General features: G+C 71.1%; 15 protein-coding genes. 5 read left to right on the forward strand and 10 right to left on the reverse strand.

Translation table 11 applies throughout. The features are described 5' to 3' along the window. Positions 1-11: 11 nt before the first annotated feature. Positions 12-440 carry a PPOX class F420-dependent oxidoreductase gene (locus tag ACNYS0_RS34360; protein WP_422429736.1) on the reverse strand — a complete coding sequence of 143 codons (429 nt, stop codon included), beginning with the start codon at positions 438-440 and terminating at the stop codon, positions 12-14. Positions 441-559: 119 nt separating this feature from the next. On the opposite strand from ACNYS0_RS34360, the gene ACNYS0_RS34365 reads away from it, so the two are divergent. Together ACNYS0_RS34365 and ACNYS0_RS34370 are read left to right on the forward strand one after the other, a co-directional pair. Then, entirely contained in the window at positions 560-976 is a 417-nt protein-coding gene (locus tag ACNYS0_RS34365; RefSeq protein ID WP_422479267.1) for a roadblock/LC7 domain-containing protein, read from the forward strand. A 144-nt stretch (positions 977-1,120) separates the two neighbouring features. Beyond that, positions 1,121-1,990: a DUF6397 family protein gene (locus tag ACNYS0_RS34370; protein ID WP_422479268.1), complete on the forward strand. Its 870-nt coding sequence runs from the start codon at positions 1,121-1,123 to the stop codon at positions 1,988-1,990. A gap of 33 nt (positions 1,991-2,023) precedes the next feature. Here the strand turns inward: ACNYS0_RS34370 and ACNYS0_RS34375 are convergent, their stop codons facing one another. Both ACNYS0_RS34375 and ACNYS0_RS34380 read right to left on the reverse strand, forming a co-directional pair. Beyond that, complete coding sequence (locus ACNYS0_RS34375; RefSeq protein WP_422479270.1) at positions 2,024-2,896, reverse strand: acyl-CoA thioesterase; 873 nt, start codon at positions 2,894-2,896, stop codon at positions 2,024-2,026. 82 nt (positions 2,897-2,978) lie between these two features. After that, entirely contained in the window at positions 2,979-5,492 is a 2,514-nt protein-coding gene (locus tag ACNYS0_RS34380; protein ID WP_422479272.1) for a DEAD/DEAH box helicase, read from the reverse strand. A 193-nt stretch (positions 5,493-5,685) separates the two neighbouring features. Here ACNYS0_RS34380 and ACNYS0_RS34385 point away from each other — a divergent pair, with 193 nt between their 5' ends. Beyond that, positions 5,686-6,480, forward strand: coding sequence for a metal-dependent hydrolase (locus ACNYS0_RS34385; RefSeq protein ID WP_422479274.1), 795 nt, complete (start codon positions 5,686-5,688; stop codon positions 6,478-6,480). Between the two features lie 29 nt (positions 6,481-6,509). Here ACNYS0_RS34385 and ACNYS0_RS34390 read toward each other — a convergent pair whose 3' ends face one another. Both ACNYS0_RS34390 and ACNYS0_RS34395 read right to left on the reverse strand, forming a co-directional pair. Then, the gene (locus tag ACNYS0_RS34390; RefSeq protein ID WP_422479276.1) at positions 6,510-7,160 is read right to left on the reverse strand and encodes a hypothetical protein; all 651 of its coding nucleotides are present in this window, start codon (positions 7,158-7,160) and stop codon (positions 6,510-6,512) included. After that, the gene (locus tag ACNYS0_RS34395) at positions 7,141-7,734 is read right to left on the reverse strand and encodes an RNA polymerase sigma factor (protein ID WP_422479278.1); all 594 of its coding nucleotides are present in this window, start codon (positions 7,732-7,734) and stop codon (positions 7,141-7,143) included. The genes ACNYS0_RS34390 and ACNYS0_RS34395 overlap by 20 nt, the downstream gene beginning before the upstream one ends. Positions 7,735-7,854: 120 nt before the next feature. Between ACNYS0_RS34395 and ACNYS0_RS34400 the strand changes: the two genes are divergently transcribed. After that, the gene (locus tag ACNYS0_RS34400) at positions 7,855-8,367 is read left to right on the forward strand and encodes a COG4315 family predicted lipoprotein (protein WP_422479280.1); all 513 of its coding nucleotides are present in this window, start codon (positions 7,855-7,857) and stop codon (positions 8,365-8,367) included. Positions 8,368-8,432: 65 nt separating this feature from the next. Here ACNYS0_RS34400 and ACNYS0_RS34405 read toward each other — a convergent pair whose 3' ends face one another. Both ACNYS0_RS34405 and ACNYS0_RS34410 read right to left on the reverse strand, forming a co-directional pair. Next, complete coding sequence (locus ACNYS0_RS34405) at positions 8,433-10,232, reverse strand: ABC transporter ATP-binding protein (RefSeq protein ID WP_422479282.1); 1,800 nt, start codon at positions 10,230-10,232, stop codon at positions 8,433-8,435. Then, positions 10,229-12,055: an ABC transporter ATP-binding protein gene (locus tag ACNYS0_RS34410; protein ID WP_422479284.1), complete on the reverse strand. Its 1,827-nt coding sequence runs from the start codon at positions 12,053-12,055 to the stop codon at positions 10,229-10,231. The genes ACNYS0_RS34405 and ACNYS0_RS34410 overlap by 4 nt, the downstream gene beginning before the upstream one ends. 190 nt (positions 12,056-12,245) lie before the next feature. Here ACNYS0_RS34410 and ACNYS0_RS34415 point away from each other — a divergent pair, with 190 nt between their 5' ends. Beyond that, entirely contained in the window at positions 12,246-12,998 is a 753-nt protein-coding gene (locus ACNYS0_RS34415) for a L,D-transpeptidase family protein (protein ID WP_422479286.1), read from the forward strand. A 39-nt stretch (positions 12,999-13,037) separates the two neighbouring features. Here ACNYS0_RS34415 and ACNYS0_RS34420 read toward each other — a convergent pair whose 3' ends face one another. The 3 genes from ACNYS0_RS34420 to ACNYS0_RS34430 all read right to left on the reverse strand — a co-directional run bounded on the left by ACNYS0_RS34420 (position 13,038) and on the right by ACNYS0_RS34430 (position 18,059). Continuing rightward, complete coding sequence (locus ACNYS0_RS34420; RefSeq protein WP_422479288.1) at positions 13,038-14,492, reverse strand: Gfo/Idh/MocA family protein; 1,455 nt, start codon at positions 14,490-14,492, stop codon at positions 13,038-13,040. A 176-nt stretch (positions 14,493-14,668) separates the two neighbouring features. Beyond that, positions 14,669-17,602, reverse strand: a complete 2,934-nt coding sequence (locus ACNYS0_RS34425; protein ID WP_422479290.1) for an FAD-binding and (Fe-S)-binding domain-containing protein — start codon at positions 17,600-17,602, stop codon at positions 14,669-14,671. 13 nt (positions 17,603-17,615) lie between these two features. Then, a complete protein-coding gene (locus tag ACNYS0_RS34430; RefSeq protein WP_385769052.1) occupies positions 17,616-18,059 on the reverse strand; it encodes a MarR family winged helix-turn-helix transcriptional regulator in 444 nt (147 codons plus the stop codon). Positions 18,060-18,076 lie beyond the last annotated feature (17 nt).

Genomic DNA, 18,076 nt, shown 5'->3' on the forward strand with positions numbered 1-18,076 from the left:
GGCCGACCGGTTCAGCCGGTCATGTCGCCCAGCGCCACGACCTTCTCGACCCGCACGCGGACGACGAGTTCGCCCGGCACCGCGTTGCGCCGGCCGAACTCCTCGGCCCGGTCCGCTCCCATGTACCGGCCGCCGATCCTGGTGGCCGAATCCAGCAATTCGTCCGGGTCCTCGCTGAGTTCGGCGCGGCCCTGGATGGATACGAACGAGAACGGGGGCCGCTCGTCGTCGACGCAGAGGGCAACTCGCCCGTCCCGGGCCAGATTGCGTCCCTTGACCGTGTCCTTACCGGTGTTGAACACGATGTCGTCGCCGTCGACGACGAACCAGACGGGTGCGATGTGCGGGCTGCCGTCAGCCCTGACGGTGGACAACTTGGCGGTGTGGGTGCCCTCGGAGACGAAGGCCTTCCATTGCTCATCGGTCATCTTGTGTGCCATGCGCCCATCCTCCTTGCCCGGATGCCCACGGTGGGGAAGGCTTGCGAGAGAGATCCTCCGGGCAGGGGAGCGGATCCCCTCCGGGGCGGGGAGCCACAGGGAAGCGGGGACAGGGGATCATGGGGCAGCAGTACGAAGGACTCGGTTGGCTGCTGGACGACCTGACGCAGCGCGTCGAACATGTCCGGCACGCTCTGGTCCTGTCCAACGACGGTCTCGTGACGGGGGCGAGCGCGGGCCTGTGCCGCGAGGACGCCGAGCACCTCGCCGCGGTCTCGTCCGGACTGCACAGCCTCGCCAAGGGATCCGGCCGGTACTTCGGCACCGGCGGAGTGCGCCAGACGATGATCGAGTTCGATGACGCGGTGCTGTTCGTCACCGCGGCGGGCGAGGGCAGCTGTCTGTGCGTGCTCAGTGCCGCCGAGGCCGACATCGGGCAGGTCGCGTACGAGATGACGCTGCTGGTGCACCGGGTCGGCGAGCATCTCGCGGTGGACGTGCGAAACCCGGAGCGAGGCCCGCTCGCAGACCTCTGACCTGCGGCGACCTGGCGACCGGAAGAGTTATCCACAGGCCCGCACAAGGCTCGGTGATCCGGGCTACGGTTTTCCTCGAGCGGTCACGGAGAGTGACTGCGTCTGGTTGGCGGACGGGGGAGAACCATCGTGCAAGGCGACATCATGACCAGGCCTCAGAGCGGTGCGGCGCGGGAACTGGGGCTGAAACGCGGCGAGTTCGACCTCGCCGTCCGGCTGGGCCGCATCCGGACCGTCCCGGCGCCGGGCGGCGGCCGGCGCCGCGTCCCGCGCGAGGAGATCGACCGCATCCGTGAGGCCGAGGGGTTCCCGGACACACTGCTCGAGCAGGTCAGGGTCGTGGGCACGGCGGAGGGCGCCGAGCTCATGGACATCCCGTCGACGCGCTTCACCAGGCTGGCCCGCGCCGGGATGCTGACCCCCGCGAAGTTCTACGTGAACCGGTACCGGACGGTGGTGTGGCAGTACCTCGCCCAGGAGCTACGGGAGTTCGCGGGGGCCGAGGTCAACGGGCCGCTCCTGACGGGGCGGGCGCCCGACCGGGTGCGCGCCAGGCTGAAGGCCGGCGCCGACCTGCGGCCGAAGAACTGGCGGGCCCGGCACGCCGGATATCTGCTCGGTCAGGCGGACGGACCGTGGGAGCGGGCGGCGGCCGTCGCCACGCTCCTGGACCCGACGCAGCTCGCGGAGCTCGTCGCGAGCCCCTACGAGCGGGTCCATCTGCACCGTCTGCGACCCGACGAGTTCTGGTACGGAGCACCGGAGTCGCCGAACGCCGCGATCGTCCAGCGCATCCTGACCGCCGACGACCCGGACGAGATCAGCTGGCTGCGCGGGAACCTGCTGCTCAACCTGGAGGAGGCCCGGAGGGAGCGCCCGGCACCACAACCCGTCGGGCACCCGGAGCCCGCGACGGCGCCGCAGGCCCCGCCGGAGCCTGTGGCCGAGACTCCAGAACCTTCACAGGAGAGGCCGCGGGGCCTGTGGGCCCGCCTCACCGGAAGAGGAGCCTGAGCGGCCGCCGCGGTACCGACGACGGCTGGTTCGTCAGCCCTCGAGCTTGCGGAACAGCCCCTCCTGGACCACGGAGACCAGCAGACGGCCCTCCGTGTCGTAGATGCGGCCGCGGGCCAGGCCACGGCCGCCCGTCGCGATCGGCGACTCCTGGTCGTACAGGAACCACTCATCGGCACGGAAGGGACGGTGGAACCACATGGCGTGGTCGAGCGAGGCCATGTCGAAGCCGCGCGGGCCCCACAGCGGTTCGACCGGCAGCCGCACCGCGTCGAGCAGCGTCATGTCGCTCGCGTAGGTGAGCGCGCAGGTGTGCACGAGCGGATCGTCGCCGAGGGGACCCACGGCACGCATCCACACCGCGCTGCGCGGCTCGGCCGACTCGATGTCCTCGGGCGACCAGCGCAGCCGGTCGACGTAGCGGATGTCGAAGGGCTGGCGGCGGGCCATCCGCTCCAGGGCGTCGGGCAGCGCGCCCAGATGGCCCCGCACCTCGTCGGCGATCGTCGGCAGCGAATCCGGGTCCGGCACCTGCCGGGCCGGCGGCAACTGGTGCTCGAAGGCACCCTCTTCGGGCTTGTGGAAGGAGGCGGTGAGATTGAAGATCGTGCGGCCCTGCTGCACGGCGGTGACACGCCGCGTGGTGAACGAGCGCCCGTCGCGCATCCGCTCGACCTGGTACACGATCGGCACGCCCGGGCGGCCGGGGCGGATGAAGTACGCGTGCAGCGAGTGCACGGGGCGGTCGCCCTCGGTGGTGCGTCCCGCCGCCACCAGGGCCTGGCCCGCGACCTGCCCGCCGAAGACGCGCTGGAGGGACTCGTCCGGGCTGAGTCCGCGGAAGATGTTGACCTCGATCTGCTCCAGGTCGAGCAGGTCGACGAGCTTCTCCGCAGGATTCGTCATGGGTGGATCTCTCTCGTGTGTGCGGCCGGGGTACTCCGGCGCGGGGGAGCGGCCGGAATCTACCGGCCGGCCGTCCTCGGATCTACAACTGACCGACGTCCGTGACCCGGACGACGGCACGGCCCTCGGCGTCGGACGCCGCGAGGTCGACCTCGGCGCTGATGCCCCAGTCGTGGTCGCCGTTCGGGTCCGCGAAGGTCTGGCGCACCTTCCACAGCCCGTGCTCCGGGTCCTCCTCGATCATGAGCAGCTTGGGGCCGCGCGCGTCGGGTCCGGTGCCGAGGTCCTCGTACTCGTCCCAGTACTTGTCCATCGCGTCGCCCCAGGCGTCCGCGTCCCAGCCCGAGTCGCCGTCCATCTCGCCGAGTTCCTCGACGTTGTCGAGCGCCGCGAGCTCCACGCGGCGGAACATGGCGTTGCGGACGAGGACCCGGAAGGCGCGCGCGTTCGTCGTGACCGGCTTGACCTCGTCGGCCTTCTCCTGGGCCTCCTCGGCGGTCATCTCGCCCGGGTTGGCGAGCTGCTCCCACTCGTCCAGGAGGCTGGAGTCGACCTGGCGCACCATCTCGCCGAGCCAGGCGATCAGGTCCTCCAGGTCCTCCGACTTCAGGTCGTCGGGCACCGTGTGGTCGAGCGTCTTGTACGCGCTCGCCAGGTACCGCAGGACGATGCCCTCGGTGCGGGCCAGCTCGTAGTGGGACACGAACTCCGTGAACGTCATGGCGCGTTCGTACATGTCGCGGATCACGGACTTCGGCGACAGCGGGTGGTCGCCGACCCACGGGTGGCTCTGCCGGTACGTGTCGTAGGCGTGGAAGAGCAGCTCTTCCAGGGGCTTCGGGTACGAGATGTCCTGGAGGCGCTCCATCCGGTCCTCGTACTCGACCCCGTCCGCCTTCATCAGCGCCACGGCCTCGCCGCGCGCCTTGTTCTGCTGGGCGTGCAGGATCTGCCGCGGGTCGTCGAGCGTGGACTCCACCACGGAGACCATGTCCAGGGCGTACGAGGGCGACTCCTGGTCGAGCAGGTCGAACGAGGCGAGGGCGAACGTCGACAGCGGCTGGTTCAGCGCGAAGTCCTGCTGGAGGTCGACGGTCAGGCGCACGATGCGGCCGGTCGGATCCGGTGTGTCCAGCTTCTCGACGATGCCGCCGTCCAGGAGCGAGCGGTAGATCGCGATGGCCCGGCGGATGTGCCGCAGCTGCGCCTTGCGCGGCTCGTGATTGTCCTCGAGGAGGTGCCGCATCGCGTCGAAGGCGTTGCCCGGGCGGGCGATGACCGACAGGAGCATCGTGTGCGTGACACGGAAGCGGGACGTGAGCGGCTCGGGGTCGGAGCCGATCAGCTTCTCGAAGGTGCTCTCCGTCCAGGCGACGAAACCCTCCGGAGCCTTCTTGCGGACGACCTTGCGGCGCTTCTTGGCGTCGTCGCCAGCCTTCGCGAGGGCCTTCTCGTTCTCGATGACGTGCTCGGGTGCCTGCGCCACGACGAGGCCGGCCGTGTCGAACCCGGCGCGCCCCGCGCGTCCCGCGATCTGGTGGAACTCCCGCGCGCGCAGCGTCCGCACCCGCGTGCCGTCGTACTTGGTGAGGGCCGTGAACAGCACGGTACGGATCGGCACGTTGACGCCGACGCCGAGCGTGTCGGTGCCGCAGATGACCTTCAACAGGCCCGCCTGGGCCAGCTTCTCCACCAGGCGGCGGTACTTCGGCAGCATGCCGGCGTGGTGCACGCCGATGCCGTGGCGTACGTACCGGGACAGGTTGCGGCCGAACTTGGTGGTGAAGCGGAAGTTGCCGATCAGCTCGGCGATCTGGTCCTTCTCCGCGCGCGTGCACATGTTGATACTCATCAGCGACTGCGCGCGCTCGACGGCCTGTGCCTGCGTGAAGTGCACGATGTAGACGGGCGCCTGCTTGGTCTCGAGGAGCTCGGTGAGCGTCTCGGTGATCGGCGTGAGCCGGTATTCGTACGAGAGCGGGACGGGGCGCGTCGCCGAGCGGACCACCGACGTGGTCCTGCCGGTGCGGCGCGTGAGGTCCTTCTCGAACATGGAGACGTCGCCGAGCGTCGCCGACATCAGGATGAACTGTGCCTGGGGCAGCTCGAGCAGCGGAATCTGCCAGGCCCAGCCGCGGTCCCCCTCCGCGTAGAAGTGGAACTCGTCCATCACGACCTGGCCGATGTCGGCCTGCGCGCCGTCGCGCAGCGCGATGGACGCGAGGACCTCGGCGGTGCAGCAGATGACGGGTGCGTCCGCGTTCACGGAGGCGTCGCCGGTCAGCATGCCGACGTTCTCGGTACCGAAGAGCTTGCACAGCTCGAAGAACTTCTCGGACACCAGCGCCTTGATCGGTGCCGTGTAGAAGGTGACCTCGTCCCGAGCCAGCGCGGCGAAGTGCGCACCGGCGGCGATCATGGACTTGCCGGACCCGGTGGGCGTCGAAACGATCACGTTCGCGCCCGACACCACCTCGATCAGCGCCTCCTCCTGGTGGGGATAGAGGGTGAGCCCACGCTCCACGGCCCACGACTCGAAGGCTTCATAGAGGGCGTCCGGGTCGGCGGTCTTCGGGAGCTGATCGATAAGGGTCACGGCACCATCTTGCCTGCCTTCCGCCTCGATCCGGCAATCGGATGTCCGGGCGAAGATCACGAAGGCTACGCTGGGTCGCCGACGGGGCGTCAGCACGCGCGCGGCCCTCACGGGGCAACTCGGCGCAGCAATACGGAACATGTCGGTACATCGCGCGCGGCCGGCACAACAGAAACAGGGGCGGATCACAGCCATGATGGGACCGGCACACTCGCTGTCAGGAGCGGCGGCCTGGCTGGGGGTGGGGGCGGCGACGACGGCAGCCGGGTACCCGATGCCATGGCCGGTCCTCCTCGTCGGAGCGCTGATCTGCGCGGGCGCCGCACTCGCCCCGGACCTCGACCACAAGTCGGCGACCATCTCGGGCGCCTTCGGACCCATCTCACGGGGCTTGTGCGAGATCGTCGACAAACTCTCGTACGGCGTCTACAAGGCGACGCGGATGAAGGGCGACCCCCGGCGCTCGGGCGGTCACCGCACCCTCACCCACACGTGGGTGTGGGCGGTCCTCATCGGGGCGGGCACCTCGGCCCTGGCGATCTTCGGTGGCCGCTGGGCCGTCCTCGGGATCCTCTTCGTGCACATGGTGCTCGCCATCGAGGGCCTGCTGTGGAGGGCGGCCCGCGGGCACAGCAGCGACCTCCTCGTCTGGCTGCTCGCGGCGACCAGCGCCTGGATCCTCGCGGGCATCCTGGACCAGCCGGGCAACGGCTCGGACTGGCTGTTCACGGACCCCGGCCAGGAGTACCTGTGGCTGGGCCTGCCGATCGTGCTCGGCGCGCTGGTGCACGACATCGGGGACGCGCTCACCGTCTCGGGCTGCCCGATCCTGTGGCCCATCCCGATCGGCCACAAGCGCTGGTTCCCGATCGGGCCGCCGAAGCCGCTGCGGTTCCGGGCCGGCAGCTGGATCGAGCTGAAGGTGCTCATGCCGGTGTTCATGCTGGCCGGCGGCGTGGGGTGCGCGGCCGCGCTGAACTTCATCTGACCGAGGTCCGGCCCGCCCGTGGGCCGGGCTCAGCCGCCCAGGTCCGCGGACGACCAGACCCGGCCGGTGTCGTCCACGAGCTCGACCCGGTCGATCGAGCTCGCCGCCCCCTGGGCGATCCAGGTGGCGCGCCCGGACGACGGCAGCCACCAGTGGCCCGCATCGCGGACGGAGCCGTCCTTCAGCAGGAGCCGGCACGTGTAGTAGCCGCCGGGTTCACCGCTTGCGATCTGCATGACGACCACCCGCTGATCGCCGACCCGGCTGGGCTCGACCGTGCCCACCGCCGTACCGGACCGGGTGACGAGCGCAGCCCCGTGCTCGCTCGCGGTGACCGTGGGCGGATTCCCGCGGTCCAGGTGACCGAGGACCGTGACGCCGGCGCCTCCCGCACACACGCCGGCGAGCACGGCCGCCGCGACGAGCAGGGCCGGCCGCGGCGCGCGGCGCCGCGCAGGCCGGTGCACGTCGAGGCGTTCCAGGACCCGCGCGTCGAACCCAGCCGGGGCGGCGAGCGCGGGCGCCGCGGGCAGCACGCTGTCGACCGCCGCGGACAGGCCGTCGTAGGCGGAGCGACAGCTCGTGCACAGGGAGAGATGGCGCAGCAGCTCGTCCTGACCACCGGAGAGGGTGCCGAGGGCGAGGGCGACCAGCTCGTCCTCATCGGGGTGGCGTGCCATCGCTGCTCTCCTCCTTCGACGCCTCACGCAGCCTCCGCAGGCCGGTCCGGATCCGGGTCTTGGCGGTACCGAGCGGGATGTCCTCGTGCCGGCCCACCTCCTGCGCCGTGCACCCGCCGAGCACCGCCAGGGCCACCGCGCGGGCCTGCTCGACCGGTAGCGCGCGCAGCCGACGGACGGCGCGTTCGCTCTCGAGCGAGACCAGGGCGAGGCGCTCCGGACTCTCGCTCTGAAGGGTCACATCGAGCAGCCGCTCCAAGGTCTCGGCCAGCACCGGCACGGGCCTGCGGGCGCGGACGGCGTCGATGGCGGCGTTGCGCGTGATCGTAAGCAGCCAGGTCAGGGCCGAGGCGCGGCGTGCGTCATAGCTGCCCGCGGCCCGCCAGGCCCGGACGAACACCTCCTGGCTCACGTCCTCGGCCAGCGCGGAGTCCCGGGTGACCGACAGCGCGAGACCGTACACCGCGTCCTGGAAGCGGCGCACGAAGGCGACGGCCGCCTGCTCGTCGCCCAGGGCGAAACCGGCGACGAGCGAGGCGTCGTCGGTGCGATCCGCCCGCGAGAACAGTTCCACGCCCCCTTATACGTACGAAAGAGGTGAAGGGATTGCACGCAGCGTCCGTGTTCCGTCGGGTGGCGCAATCCCTCGGCATCCCCGGTTCGTACAACCTCCACGAGAAGGGACGGCATGATCATGAAGAATCTCAGGATCGGCATGGCCGGGTTCGCGCTCGTGGCGGCCCTCGGACTGGCGGGCTGCGGGGGTGGTGGCGGAGGCTCGGACGGCGGCACGCCCGCGGCCAAGGACGCCTCCACGCTGCGCACGAGCGACTCGCCGATCGGCAAGATCCTCGTCGACGGCAAGGGGCGCACGCTCTACCTGTTCACCAGCGACGGGAAGAACAGCAACTCCATGAAGTGCGATGCGAAGTGCGTCAAGGAATGGCCGCACATGGAGGGCAGGCCGAAGGCGGGCGCCGGGGTCCGGGCCGACCTCATCGCCACGACGAAGGGGAGCGGCACGGCGCAGGCGACGTATGCCGGACACCCGCTCTACTACTACGCCGACGACCACAAGGCGGGGGACACCAAGGGACAGGGCATCGACCAGATCTGGTACGTCCTCGACTCCCATGGCAACGCGATCAAGAAGGCCGCACCCGGGGGCACCGAGGAGGACAACGACACTGGTGGCAACGGCTACTGAGGCGACGCCGGCCGGAAGCCGTCCCGGGGGGAGGGCTCCCGACCGCCGCCGTGGGCACGGGCGCGTCAGCCGTGCCAGGACCGCCACAGCGCCGCGTACGCGCCGTCGGCCGCGACCAGCTCGTCGTGGCTGCCGAGCTCGCGGATCCGGCCGTCCTCGACCACCGCGATCACATCCGCGTCGTGCGCGGTGTGCAGCCGGTGCGCGATGGCCACGACCGTGCGGCCGTCGAGGACCCGGCCGAGCGAGCGCTCCAGGTTGCGGGCCGCCCGCGGGTCGAGCAGCGAGGTCGCCTCGTCCAGGACCAGCGTGTGCGGGTCGGCCAGGACGAGCCGGGCCAGCGCGATCTGCTGGGCCTGCGCCGGGGTGAGGGCGACCCCGCCCGAGCCGACGTCCGTGTCGAGGCCGTCGGCGAGACCACCGGCCCACCCGTCGGCGTCGACGGCGCCGAGGGCGGCCCACAGCTCCGTGTCCTCGGCGCCGGTGCGGGCCAGGCGCAGGTTGTCACGCAGAGAGCCCACGAACACGTGGTGCTCCTGGTTGACCAGGGCCACATGGGAGCGCACCCGTTCGGCCTGCATACGGGAGAGTTCCGCGCCGCCCAGCGTGACCTGCCCGGTGCGCGGCGCGTAGATCCCGGCGAGCAGCCGTCCGAGCGTCGACTTGCCCGCTCCCGAGGGGCCGACCAGGGCGAGCCGCGTGCCGGGCGCGACCTCCAGGGACACCTTGCGCAGCACGTCGACGCCCTCGCGGTAGCCGAAGTGCACGGCGTCCGCCTGGACTTCACGGCCGTCGGGCCGCACGGAGGCGTCGCCCGCGTCCGGCTCGATGTCCCGTACACCCACGAGCCGGGCCAGCGACACCTGGGCGACCTGAAGCTCGTCGTACCAGCGCAGGATCAGGCCGAGCGGGTCCACCAGCATCTGCGCGATGAGCGCACTCGTGGTCAGCTGCCCCACACCGATCCAGCCCTGGAGGACGAAGACACCACCGACCATCAGCACCGACAGCAGCACCAGGACGTGCACGGTGTTGATCACCGGGAAGAGCACGGAGCGCAGGTACAGCGTGTAGCGCTCCCACGCGGTCCACTCCTTGACGCGCCGCTCCGACAGTTCGATACGACGGTCACCGAGCCGGTGCGCCTCGACGGTGCGCCCGGCGTCCACGGTCTCGGCGAGCGCGGCGGCGACGGCCGCGTACCCGGCGGCCTCCGAGCGGTACGCGGACGGCGCCCGCTTGAAGTACCAGCGGCAGCCGAGCACCAGGACGGGCACCGCGATGAGCAGCGCGGGCGCCAGTGGCGGCGCGGTCACCGCGAGCCCGCCGACGAGCAGCGCCGCCCACACGACACCGATGGACAGCTGGGGCACGGCCTCCCGCATCGCGTTCGCCAGCCGGTCGATGTCCGTGGTGATCCGGGACAGCAGGTCGCCCGTGCCGGCCCGCTCCAGGACGCCGGGCGGCAGACCCACGGACCGCACCAGGAAGTCCTCCCGCAGATCCGCCAGCATCCGCTCCCCGAGCATCGCCCCGCGCAGCCGCACCTGCCGGATGAAGACGGCCTGGACCACCAGGGCGAGGGCGAACAGACCGATGGTGCGGGCGAGTTGGGGGCCTTCGAGCGCGCGGACGCCGCCCGGGTCGTCGGAGACGTCCTGGATCAGTCCGCCGAGCAGGTACGGGCCGACCATCGAGGCGATGACGGCGACCGTGTTCACGCCGATGAGCAGGAGGAACTCGCGCCGGTGGCGCTGGTACAGCTCGCGCACATAGGCGCGGACCGTGGCCGGGGCGCCGACCGGCAGGGTGTGCGCGGTGGTGGGGGCCGCCGGGTCGTAGGCCGGGGGCGCTACGCCGATCATGCCGTCTCCTCGATCTCGATCTCGATGTCGTTCCCAGGGCCGATCCCGGTGCTGGGGGAGGACTGCTCCTCGTCGGTCTCGCGGGTGACGACCGCGCGGTACCGGGGCTCGGCGCGCACCAGTTCGCGATGCTCGCCGACCGCGGCGACCGACCCCTCGTGGACGAACACCACGCGGTCGGCGCGGTCGAGGACCAGCGGCGACGAGGTCAGCACCACGGTCGTGCGACCGCCCCGCAGCGCGCGCACGCCCTGGGCGATCCGGGCCTCGGTGTGCGAGTCGACGGCGGACGTCGGCTCGTCGAGCACGAGCGTGTCCGGGTCGGTGACCAGGGAGCGGGCCAGCGCGAGGCGCTGGCGCTGGCCGCCGGAGAGGGACCGGCCGCGTTCGGTGATGCGGGCGGTCATCGGGTCCTCGTCCAGGGAGCCCTGGGTGAGGGCGTTCAGAACGTCGGAGCACTGGGCGGCGGCCAGTGCCTCGTCGGGCGAGACACCTCCGGAAGCCGGTACGTCCAGGAGTTCGGCGAGCGTGCCGGAGAGCAGCACCGGGTCCTTGTCCTGGACGAGCACGGCCGTGCGCGCGACATCCAGCGGCAGCTCGTCGAGCGGCACACCGTCGAGCAGGACGGACGGCGCTGGTTCGGCCGCGCCGTCGTCGGCCGCGGAAGCGGGGTGCCCGCCGAACCGGTCGGCGAGCCGCCCCGCCAGGTCCGGATCGCCGCAGACCACGGCGGTGAGCCGCCCCGCGGGCGCCAGCACGCCGGTCGCCGGGTCGTACAGGTCGCCGGCCGGAGCCTTCGCCTCGCGCAGCCCGCCGTCCGGTTCCGTCACGCGCTCCAACGACAGCACCCTGGCGGCGCGCTGCGCGGACGGCCGGGAGAACGAGTACGCCATGGCGATCTCTTCGAAGTGGCGCAGCGGATAGTTGAGGAGCATCACCCCGCTGTAGACGGTGACCAGCTCACCGACGGTGATCCGGCCCTCGCGCGCGAGATGGACCCCGTACCAGACCAGCGCGATGGTCAGCAGTCCCGGAAGGAGGACCTGGATCGCGGAGATCAGCGCCCACATGCGCGCGCTGCGCACGGCGGCCCGGCGCACGTCCTGCGAGGCACGGCGGTAGCGGTCGAGGAACAGCTCCTCGCCGCCGATGCCGCGCAGCACGCGCAGGCCCGCGACGGTGTCCGAGGCGAGTTCGGTGGCGTGGCCCGCCTTCTCCCGCTGGTGGTCCGCGCGCCGGGTGGCGCGGGGGAGCAGCGGCAGCACGGCGAGGGCAAGCACCGGCATGCCGAGCGCGACGACGACGCCCAGCGCGGGCTGGTAGATCAGGAGGCCGATGGCGGCGATGACGACGGTGAGCGCGGCGGCGGCGAAGCGGGAGAGCGCCTCGACGAACCAGCCGATCTTCTCCACGTCACCGGTGGACACGGCGACGACCTCGCCCGCGGCGACCCGGCGGGTCAGCGCGGCGCCCAGCGTCGCGGTCTTGCGGGCGAGCACTTGCTGGACGCGGGCGGCGGCGGTGATCCAGTTCGTGACCGCCGTGCGGTGCAGCATCGTGTCGCCGACCGCGACGCCGATGCCGAGCAGCACGATCAGCGCGCCGGCCTTGGCGAGACCGGCGCCGGAGCGGTCGACGACCGCCTGCACCGCGTGGCCGACGCCGTACGCGAGGCCGGCGACGGAGACGAAGTGGATCAGGCCCCAGACAAGGGACTTGGCCTGTCCACCGAGCTGGTTCCGGCCGAGCCAGAGCAGGAACCGGGGGCCGGAGCGTGCGTCCGGCACACCCGGGTCTGGATACGGAAGGTCGGAGATCTGCATGACGTCCCAGGGCTCGAAGCGGGGTGGATCGAAGAAGCGGACTCAACGGCAGCAAACCGTGAAAGGTTCGCGTCCCGTGCCGAGCCGAGGCAAACGGTTTTCCGGCGCAGGGCAAAGAAACGGACTCGATCGTTCGCCTCGATCGGAGTCGATCCCGTGGTTTCCGGCCGGTGGTGCGACCATGGAACGCATGCGGAGTGCGGGAGCGATCAGGGCGGGCGTCGCGATGGCGGCCTGCGGGGTGCTGCTGACGACGGTGGCCGCCTGCGGCGCCGACGGCGGCGACAGCGGGAAGAAGGCCACGGGCGGCGCGGAGGCCTCGGGCGGAGCGTCCAAGGGCGCCGAGGCGCGCGCGGCGGACCTCAAGCGCATCCCGGGCGTGGGCGACCGCTATCAGAAACAGATCCCGGCGAACGCCCGGCAGGTCGTCGCCGTGTACGGAGACGACAAGGACGCGGCGGGCTCCAGCATCGCCCTGTTCACCAAGTCCGGCGACACCTGGAAGAAGCAGCGCGGCTGGTCGGGGCACAACGGCAAGAAGGGCTGGACGACGAGCCACCACGAGGGCGACAAGCGCAGCCCCGTCGGTGTCTTCACGCTCAGTGACGCCGGCGGCGTCCTCGCCGACCCCGGGGCCAAGCTGCCGTACACGCAGACGGCCTCGATCCAGGCCCCGCACTACTGGGCGAAGTCGCACTGGCACGACTTCGACTACGTCATTGCCATCGACTACAACCGCGCCAAGGGCACCCCGCCCAACGATCCGACCCGGCCGCAGGGCCAGTCCAAGGGCGGCAGCATCTGGCTGCACATGGATCACGGCAGCGGCACCTCGGGCTGCGTGAGCCAGTCGAAGGGCGACATGGAGTACCTGCTCAGGACGCTCGACCCGAAGCAGCATCCCGTGGTCGTGATGGGCGACAAGGCCGAACTCAAGGCGTGACGCGTGTCGGCGGCGCCCCAGCGGGGCGCCGCCGGGTGCTCAGGCCTCGCTCGGCTTCTCCGAGTCGACGCCGCCGCGTTCCTTGCGCCATCCGCCGCGCGTGAAGTCGGGGATCTGCTGCGGTGCGCCCTTCGCCTTGATCGAGAGGTGGCTCAGCGGCACCGGCGAGGTCCAGGTCGCGGCGTCGTACACGTCGAAGTCCGGGACGAGCCCGAGGCGCATCGTCTGCATCAGGCGGAACACCATGATGTAGTCCATGCCGCCGTGCCCGCCCGGCGGGTTCGCGTGCTCCTTCCACAGCCAGTGGTCCCAGTCGGAGTACTTCGCGAAGTCGCCCCAGGCGTCGTTCGTGTGGTCGGGCTCGATGTAGATCCGCGCCGGGTAGTCCTCGAACACGCCCTTCGTACCGCCGAGTTGGTTGATCCGCGAGTACGGGTGCGGGGTGCTGACGTCGTGCTCCAGGCGGATCACGCGGCCCTTCGCCGTCTGGACCAGGCTGATCGTGCGGTCCGACTCGATGTAGGTCTCCTTCCAGCTCGGGTCGCTCTTGGGCATGTGCTCCTCGCGGTACTCGGCGAGGCCGAGGGCGGGAGTGCCGAAGCTGGAGATGTGGGTGACGCGGTCGCCGCGATTGATGTTCATGTAGTTCGCGACCGGGCCGAAGCCGTGGTTCGGGTACAGGTCGCCGCGCAGCCGCGTGTGCCACAGCCGGCGCCATGGGCCCTCGTAGTAGTCCGGGTCGAACATCAGGCCGCGCAGGTCGTGGTTGTACGCGCCGGCGCCGTGCAGCAGCTCACCGAACTTGCCCGCGTGGGCCATCCGCAGGACGCGCATCTCATTGCGCCCGTAACAGCAGTTCTCCAGCTGCATGCAGTGTCTTCGGGTGCGCTCGGACAGGTCCACCAGCTCCCACAGCTGGTCGAGTTGGAGCGCGATGGGACATTCGACGCCGACGTGCTTGCCGTTCAGCATCGCCGTCTTTGCCATCTCGAAGTGCCAGTCCCACGGCGTCGCCACGTACACGAAGTCGATGTCCCCGCGCTTGCACAGGTTCTCGAAGTCGTGATCGCCCTTGACGTAACTGGCGGGCGCGGGCTGACCCGCCGCCGTCACCTTCGCCGCCGCCTTGGCGGTCTTCTCCTTGACCGGGTCGCACAGGGCGACGACCTGGACACCCGGGATCGCCAGGAAGAGGTCGATCATGCTGCCGCCGCGGTTGCCGAGTCCGACGATGCCGACCCGGACGGTGGACCGCCGCTGGAACGGTACGCCGATCATCGTGTCGCCCTGCCGGGCCGGAGTCGCCGCGGTGGTGGCCTCGGCCGCCCCGGACCCACCGGCGCCGGAAGCCTCCGCCGCCTGCGCGGGCGAGGCCGAACCCAGCCCGGCGAGCCCGAGTCCGGCGCCGGCGGCACCCGCGGTGCGCAGCACGTCACGACGGGACCGGCCATCGGGTTCGGGGGAGTCGAGAGGGCTGCGCTCGTTGTCGTGCATCGGACCTCCAACAGGGTGGGTGCGGTGCCGGGAGCAAGCGCAAGCCACCCTGCTGGGAGTGAGAGCAGGGGCGCAAGAGGTCTAAATGGACAGGCAGTTGGACTTCTGGCATCGAGTCTTTGGACTCATGTGGCGACGCATGGGACGACGCATGAGACGACGCATATGATGAGCCCTCACGTGCGGGCCGCGCCGCGACGCGTCGCCCGCTCCAGCTCGACCAGCACCGAGTAGTACGAGCGGCCCGTCGCATGGTCCATGCCGACCTCGCACATTCGGTTCGCCGACAGATGGGCGTCGTACGCGCGCGATGTCACCTCCGCGGCCTCCTTGGCCGTGGCGGACTCCGTCAGCTCCTTGTGGAGCATGCCGCGGTCGCCCGCGAAGCCGCAGCAGCCCGCGTCGTCCGGCAGCACCACCTCGTCGGCGCAGGCCTCGGCCACGGCTCTCAACTGAGCCACGTCGCCCAGGTGTTCCATCGAGCACGTCGGGTGCAGCACGGCGGAGCCGATCGTGCGCTCGATGCTGAGCCGCGGCAGCAGCTCCTCCGCGGCCCAGACGAGGGAGTCCACGATGGTCAGCTCCGCGTGCAACTCCCGGTTGTCGTCGCTGAGATACGGCACCACCTCGTGCGCGATACCGAGCGTGCACGAGGAGGCGTCCACCACGAGGGGGAGCCGACCGCCGCCGGTCCAGGCCCAGGCCGACTCGACGATCCGGTTCGCCATCACCGTGTTGCCCTCGTCGTAGCCCTTGGAGTGCCAGATGGTGGCGCAGCACGTCCCCGCCACGTTGTCCGGGATCCACACAGGCCTGCCCGCGCGCGCGGAGACCGCGACAACGGCCTGAGGCAGCGATACGTCGCCGGGGGTGCCGAAAATGCGGTTCACGCACGCCGGGTAGTAGACGGCCGTGGCGCCCACGCGTGCGGTGCGCGGTAGCTTCCGGGCCGCCGCGGCAGGTACCTCGGGCAGCCATTCGGGCACCAGGTCCGGTCGGATCGCCTTGCGCGCGGCGCCCGTCACGGTCGTGAGGAGGCGGTCACCGATCTTGTCGGCCGCCGCCACGGCGAGCCGGGCCGAGGCCTCCACCGCCTTGAAGTTCTTCGCGACGAGCGCGGCGGTGCGCTCCTCGCGCGGCGAGTGACGGGCGTGCCGGAAGCCCTTCATGAACGCGCCCGTGTCGATGCCGACCGGACAGGCCAGCTTGCACGTCGAGTCGCCGGCGCAGGTGTCCACGGCGTCGTACCCATAGGCGTCGATCAGCTCGTCCTCGACCGGGGAACCGGACGGCTGGCGCATCATCTCGCGGCGCAGCACGATCCGCTGGCGGGGCGTGGTCGTCAGGTCCTCGCTGGGGCACGTGGGTTCGCAGAAGCCGCACTCGATGCACGGGTCGGCGATCAGCTCCACCTTGGGGATCGTCTTGAGCCCCCGCAGATGGGCCTTCGGGTCGCGGTCGAGCACGATGCGGGGAGCGAGCACCCCGTCCGGGTCGATGACCTGCTTCGTACGCCACATCAACTCCGTGGCCCTGGCGCCCCATTCGAGTTCCAGGAAGGGGGCGATGTTGCGGCCCGTCGCATGCTCCGCCTTCAAGGAGCCGTCGAACCGCTCGACCGTGAGGCGGCAGAACTCGTCCATGAACGCCGCGTACCGCTCCACGTCCTCGGGCCTGCCCGCGTCGAACGCCAGCAGGAAGTGCAGATTGCCGTGCGCGGCGTGGCCCGCGACCGCGGCGTCGAAGCCGTGCCGCGTCTGGAGTTCGAGCAGCTCCTCGCAGGCCTCCGCGAGCCGCGAGGGCGGTACCGCGAAATCCTCCGTGATGAGCGTCGTCCCCGAGGGGCGCGAGCCGCCGACCGCCGTCACGAACGCCTTGCGCGCCTTCCAGTAGCCCGCGATGGTCTTCGCGTCCCGTGTGAACGCGTTGGTCACCGAGGCGACGGGCGCCACGAGTTCCAGCCCTTCGAGGGCCTTCGCGGCCGCCTTCTCGTAGGCGGCCCGCGCGCTCTCGTCCGGGGCGCGGAACTCCACGAGCAGCGCCGTCGTCTCCTTGGGAAGCTCCGCCCAGTCCTGGGGCACGCCCTGCACGCTGACCGAGGCGCGCAGCGTATTGCCGTCCATCAGCTCGACGGCGATCGCCCCCGCCTCGTTGAAGACGGGCACCGCCGCCGCGGCCGCGGGCAGGGAAGGGAAGAACAGCAGCGCGGTCGAGACCTTCCGGTCCAACGGCAGGGTGTCGAAGACGACTTCGGAGATGAACCCGAAGGTGCCCTCCGAGCCCACCATCAGGCCGCGCAGGATCCGCACCGGCGTGTCGCCGTCGAGGAAGGCGTCCAGACGGTACCCGTTCGTGTTCTTGATCTCGTACTTGGCGCGGATCCTGCGGGTGAGCTCCGCGTCCTCCTCGATCTCCTGCTTGATCGCCAACAGGGCCTCGCACAGCGCCGGTTCGGCGTGCGCCAGATCGTCGTCCGCGCGCGGGTCGCCGGTGTCCACGACGGTTCCTGACGGCAGCACGAAGGTGAGGGAGGAGACCGTCCGGTACGAGTTCCGGGTCGTGCCCGCCGTCATCCCCGACGCGTTGTTCGCCACCACGCCGCCGACCGTGCAGGCGATCGCGCTCGCGGGGTCGGGGCCGAGGACGCGCCCGTGCCGCGCGAGCGTGGCGTTCGCCCGCACGATCGTGGTGCCCGGGCCGATGCGGGCGCGCGAGCCGTCGCCGAGCACCTCGATGCCCGCCCAGAACTTACGGACGTCGACGAGGATGTCCTCGCCCTGCGCCTGCCCGTTCAGCGACGTGCCCGCTGCGCGGAAGACGACCTCGCGGCCCTTGCCGTGCGCGTAGGAGAGCACCGCCGACACATCGTCGATGTCCTCGGCGACCACCACGACCTGCGGCACGAAGCGGTACGGGCTGGCGTCCGACGCGTAGCGCACCAGGTCCGAGATCTTGGTGAGCACCTTGTCCGCGCCCAGCAGCTCCGTCAGCTCCGAGCGCAGTGGCTCGGGAGTGCCGCCGGCCTGCCGGTCCGTGACCCGGTCGGGCGCCGGTCCCGACGCGCGGGCTCCGGGGCGCAGGGCTTCCGGCTTCGGCTCCAGCAGCGGCATGGCCTCTCCTCGCTCAGCAGTCGCGGTCGTGCGGGGACCCGAACAGCGTGTTGAGCAACACCGTCAGCTGCGCTCGCTGCTCCTTGTCCAATGGGGCCAGGATCTCCTCTGCCGCCGCGCGGCGCGCGCTGCGCAGCTCCCGCAGTGCGGCCCGGCCCTTGTCGGTGAGCTCGATCCGGATCACCCGGCGGTTCGTGGGATCGGGCGCGCGGCGCACCAGATCGGCCGCCTCCAGGCCGTCCACCGTCGTCGTCACGGCGCGCGGGACCACCTCCAGGCGCTCGGCCAGATCGGCCATGCGCGGCGGCGTCTCGTAGTGCACGAGCGTGCGCAGCAGCCGGGACTGCGCGGGGGTGATCCCGACCGGCTCCAGCTGGCGCCGCTGTATCCGCTGCAGGCGGCGGGTCAGCCGCAGCAGCTGCTCGGCGAGGAAGCCGTCGGCGTCCGGTGTCTTCATGCCGGGAACATTATCAG

This window comes from Streptomyces anthophorae, from assembly GCF_049310305.1.
Lineage (GTDB): Bacteria > Actinomycetota > Actinomycetes > Streptomycetales > Streptomycetaceae > Streptomyces.

What these genes read in the sequence shown, in the direction of transcription:
- ACNYS0_RS34360 (WP_422429736.1), bottom strand. Translation starts at nt 440, where the DNA reads ATGGCACACAAGATGACCGATGAGCAATGGAAGGCCTTCGTCTCCGAG.
- ACNYS0_RS34365 (WP_422479267.1), top strand. Translation starts at nt 560, where the DNA reads ATGGGGCAGCAGTACGAAGGACTCGGTTGGCTGCTGGACGACCTGACG.
- ACNYS0_RS34370 (WP_422479268.1), top strand. Translation starts at nt 1,121, where the DNA reads ATGACCAGGCCTCAGAGCGGTGCGGCGCGGGAACTGGGGCTGAAACGC.
- ACNYS0_RS34375 (WP_422479270.1), bottom strand. Translation starts at nt 2,896, where the DNA reads ATGACGAATCCTGCGGAGAAGCTCGTCGACCTGCTCGACCTGGAGCAG.
- ACNYS0_RS34385 (WP_422479274.1), top strand. Translation starts at nt 5,686, where the DNA reads ATGATGGGACCGGCACACTCGCTGTCAGGAGCGGCGGCCTGGCTGGGG.
- ACNYS0_RS34390 (WP_422479276.1), bottom strand. Translation starts at nt 7,160, where the DNA reads ATGGCACGCCACCCCGATGAGGACGAGCTGGTCGCCCTCGCCCTCGGC.
- ACNYS0_RS34400 (WP_422479280.1), top strand. Translation starts at nt 7,855, where the DNA reads ATGAAGAATCTCAGGATCGGCATGGCCGGGTTCGCGCTCGTGGCGGCC.
- ACNYS0_RS34405 (WP_422479282.1), bottom strand. Translation starts at nt 10,232, where the DNA reads ATGATCGGCGTAGCGCCCCCGGCCTACGACCCGGCGGCCCCCACCACC.
- ACNYS0_RS34410 (WP_422479284.1), bottom strand. Translation starts at nt 12,055, where the DNA reads ATGCAGATCTCCGACCTTCCGTATCCAGACCCGGGTGTGCCGGACGCA.
- ACNYS0_RS34415 (WP_422479286.1), top strand. Translation starts at nt 12,246, where the DNA reads ATGCGGAGTGCGGGAGCGATCAGGGCGGGCGTCGCGATGGCGGCCTGC.
- ACNYS0_RS34420 (WP_422479288.1), bottom strand. Translation starts at nt 14,492, where the DNA reads ATGCACGACAACGAGCGCAGCCCTCTCGACTCCCCCGAACCCGATGGC.
- ACNYS0_RS34425 (WP_422479290.1), bottom strand. Translation starts at nt 17,602, where the DNA reads ATGCCGCTGCTGGAGCCGAAGCCGGAAGCCCTGCGCCCCGGAGCCCGC.
- ACNYS0_RS34430 (WP_385769052.1), bottom strand. Translation starts at nt 18,059, where the DNA reads ATGAAGACACCGGACGCCGACGGCTTCCTCGCCGAGCAGCTGCTGCGG.